The following is a 3327-nucleotide window of genomic DNA, read 5'->3' on the forward strand; positions in this document are numbered from 1 at the left end:
CACATTTCCCCGAAAAGCGCCACCTGACGTCTAAGAAACCATTATTATCATGACATTAACCTATAAAAATAGGCGTATCACGAGGCCGCCCCTGCAGCCGAATTATATTATTTTTGCCAAATAATTTTTAACAAAAGCTCTGAAGTCTTCTTCATTTAAATTCTTAGATGATACTTCATCTGGAAAATTGTCCCAATTAGTAGCATCACGCTGTGAGTAAGTTCTAAACCATTTTTTTATTGTTGTATTATCTCTAATCTTACTACTCGATGAGTTTTCGGTATTATCTCTATTTTTAACTTGGAGCAGGTTCCATTCATTGTTTTTTTCATCATAGTGAATAAAATCAACTGCTTTAACACTTGTGCCTGAACACCATATCCATCCGGCGTAATACGACTCACTATAGGGAGAGCGGCCGCCAGATCTTCCGGATGGCTCGAGTTTTTCAGCAAGATCCAGCAAAAGGCCAGGAACCGTAAAAAGGCCGCGTTGCTGGCGTTTTTCCATAGGCTCCGCCCCCCTGACGAGCATCACAAAAATCGACGCTCAAGTCAGAGGTGGCGAAACCCGACAGGACTATAAAGATACCAGGCGTTTCCCCCTGGAAGCTCCCTCGTGCGCTCTCCTGTTCCGACCCTGCCGCTTACCGGATACCTGTCCGCCTTTCTCCCTTCGGGAAGCGTGGCGCTTTCTCATAGCTCACGCTGTAGGTATCTCAGTTCGGTGTAGGTCGTTCGCTCCAAGCTGGGCTGTGTGCACGAACCCCCCGTTCAGCCCGACCGCTGCGCCTTATCCGGTAACTATCGTCTTGAGTCCAACCCGGTAAGACACGACTTATCGCCACTGGCAGCAGCCACTGGTAACAGGATTAGCAGAGCGAGGTATGTAGGCGGTGCTACAGAGTTCTTGAAGTGGTGGCCTAACTACGGCTACACTAGAAGAACAGTATTTGGTATCTGCGCTCTGCTGAAGCCAGTTACCTTCGGAAAAAGAGTTGGTAGCTCTTGATCCGGCAAACAAACCACCGCTGGTAGCGGTGGTTTTTTTGTTTGCAAGCAGCAGATTACGCGCAGAAAAAAAGGATCTCAAGAAGATCCTTTGATCTTTTCTACGGGGTCTGACGCTCAGTGGAACGAAAACTCACGTTAAGGGATTTTGGTCATGAGATTATCAAAAAGGATCTTCACCTAGATCCTTTTAAATTAAAAATGAAGTTTTAAATCAATCTAAAGTATATATGAGTAAACTTGGTCTGACAGTTACCAATGCTTAATCAGTGAGGCACCTATCTCAGCGATCTGTCTATTTCGTTCATCCATAGTTGCCTGACTCCCCGTCGTGTAGATAACTACGATACGGGAGGGCTTACCATCTGGCCCCAGTGCTGCAATGATACCGCGAGACCCACGCTCACCGGCTCCAGATTTATCAGCAATAAACCAGCCAGCCGGAAGGGCCGAGCGCAGAAGTGGTCCTGCAACTTTATCCGCCTCCATCCAGTCTATTAATTGTTGCCGGGAAGCTAGAGTAAGTAGTTCGCCAGTTAATAGTTTGCGCAACGTTGTTGCCATTGCTACAGGCATCGTGGTGTCACGCTCGTCGTTTGGTATGGCTTCATTCAGCTCCGGTTCCCAACGATCAAGGCGAGTTACATGATCCCCCATGTTGTGCAAAAAAGCGGTTAGCTCCTTCGGTCCTCCGATCGTTGTCAGAAGTAAGTTGGCCGCAGTGTTATCACTCATGGTTATGGCAGCACTGCATAATTCTCTTACTGTCATGCCATCCGTAAGATGCTTTTCTGTGACTGGTGAGTACTCAACCAAGTCATTCTGAGAATAGTGTATGCGGCGACCGAGTTGCTCTTGCCCGGCGTCAATACGGGATAATACCGCGCCACATAGCAGAACTTTAAAAGTGCTCATCATTGGAAAACGTTCTTCGGGGCGAAAACTCTCAAGGATCTTACCGCTGTTGAGATCCAGTTCGATGTAACCCACTCGTGCACCCAACTGATCTTCAGCATCTTTTACTTTCACCAGCGTTTCTGGGTGAGCAAAAACAGGAAGGCAAAATGCCGCAAAAAAGGGAATAAGGGCGACACGGAAATGTTGAATACTCATACTCTTCCTTTTTCAATATTATTGAAGCATTTATCAGGGTTATTGTCTCATGAGCGGATACATATTTGAATGTATTTAGAAAAATAAACAAATAGGGGTTCCGCGCACATTTCCCCGAAAAGTGCCACCTGACGTCTAAGAAACCATTATTATCATGACATTAACCTATAAAAATAGGCGTATCACGAGGCCCTTTCGTCTTCAAGAATTATACACTCCGCTATCGCTACGTGACTGGGTCATGGCTGCGCCCCGACACCCGCCAACACCCGCTGACGCGCCCTGACGGGCTTGTCTGCTCCCGGCATCCGCTTACAGACAAGCTGTGACCGTCTCCGGGAGCTGCATGTGTCAGAGGTTTTCACCGTCATCACCGAAACGCGCGAGGCAGATCGTCAGTCAGTCACGATGCGGCCGCTCGAGTCGACCCGGGAATTCCGGGGATCCACGCGGAACCAGATCCGATTTTGGAGGATGGTCGCCACCACCAAACGTGGCTTGCCAGCCCTGCAAAGGCCATGCTATATACTTGCTGGATTTCAAGTACTTATCAATTTGTGGGATAGCTTCAATACGTTTTTTAAAACAAACTAATTTTGGGAACGCATCCAGGCACATTGGGTCCATGTATAAAACAACATCAAGAGCGTCATACAACATGAAGTCAGGATGGGTTACATGATCACCATTTAAATATGTTTTATGACATAAACGATCTTCGAACATTTTCAGCATTTCAGGTAGCTTGCTAAGAAAATCAACTTTGAGAGTTTCAAAGTCTTTACTATATGCAATTCTCGAAACACCGTATCTAATATCCAAAACCGCTCCTTCAAGCATTGAAATCTCTGCACGCTCTTTTGGACAACCACCCAACATGTTGTGCTTGTCAGCTATATAACGTATGATGGCCATAGACTGTGTTAATTTAACATCACCATCAATATAATAAGGAAGATTGGGAAACTCCAAACCCAATTCAAACTTTTTGTTTCGCCATTTATCACCTTCATCGCGCTCATACAAATGCTCTTCATATTTTTCTTCAAGATATTCCAAAAGAAGTCGAGTGGGTTGCACAAGGCCCTTAATTTTCCAATAACCTAGTATAGGGGACATGAATACTGTTTCCTGTGTGAAATTGTTATCCGCTCACAATTCCACACATTATACGAGCCGATGATTAATTGTCAACAGCTCATTT

The 3327-nt window shown here is 45.7% G+C and carries 3 protein-coding genes; all 3 read right to left on the reverse strand.

Annotated features, from left to right (window positions below):
- Window positions 1-102: 102 nt before the first annotated feature.
- Window positions 103-510, reverse strand: coding sequence for a SinI family restriction endonuclease (locus A462_RS32985; protein WP_202948673.1), 408 nt, complete (start codon window positions 508-510; stop codon window positions 103-105).
- 752 nt (window positions 511-1262) lie between these two features.
- Window positions 1263-2123 carry a broad-spectrum class A beta-lactamase TEM-116 gene (locus A462_RS32105; protein ID WP_000027050.1) on the reverse strand — a complete coding sequence of 287 codons (861 nt, stop codon included), beginning with the start codon at window positions 2121-2123 and terminating at the stop codon, window positions 1263-1265.
- Between the two features lie 399 nt (window positions 2124-2522).
- On the reverse strand, window positions 2523-3242 hold the full coding sequence (locus tag A462_RS32100) for a glutathione S-transferase mu (RefSeq protein ID WP_008430144.1): 720 nt from the start codon (window positions 3240-3242) through the stop codon (window positions 2523-2525).
- Window positions 3243-3327: the final 85 nt, after the last annotated feature.

The sequence above is a fragment of the Pseudomonas sp. Ag1 genome (assembly GCF_000278565.1).
Lineage (GTDB): Bacteria > Pseudomonadota > Gammaproteobacteria > Pseudomonadales > Pseudomonadaceae > Aquipseudomonas.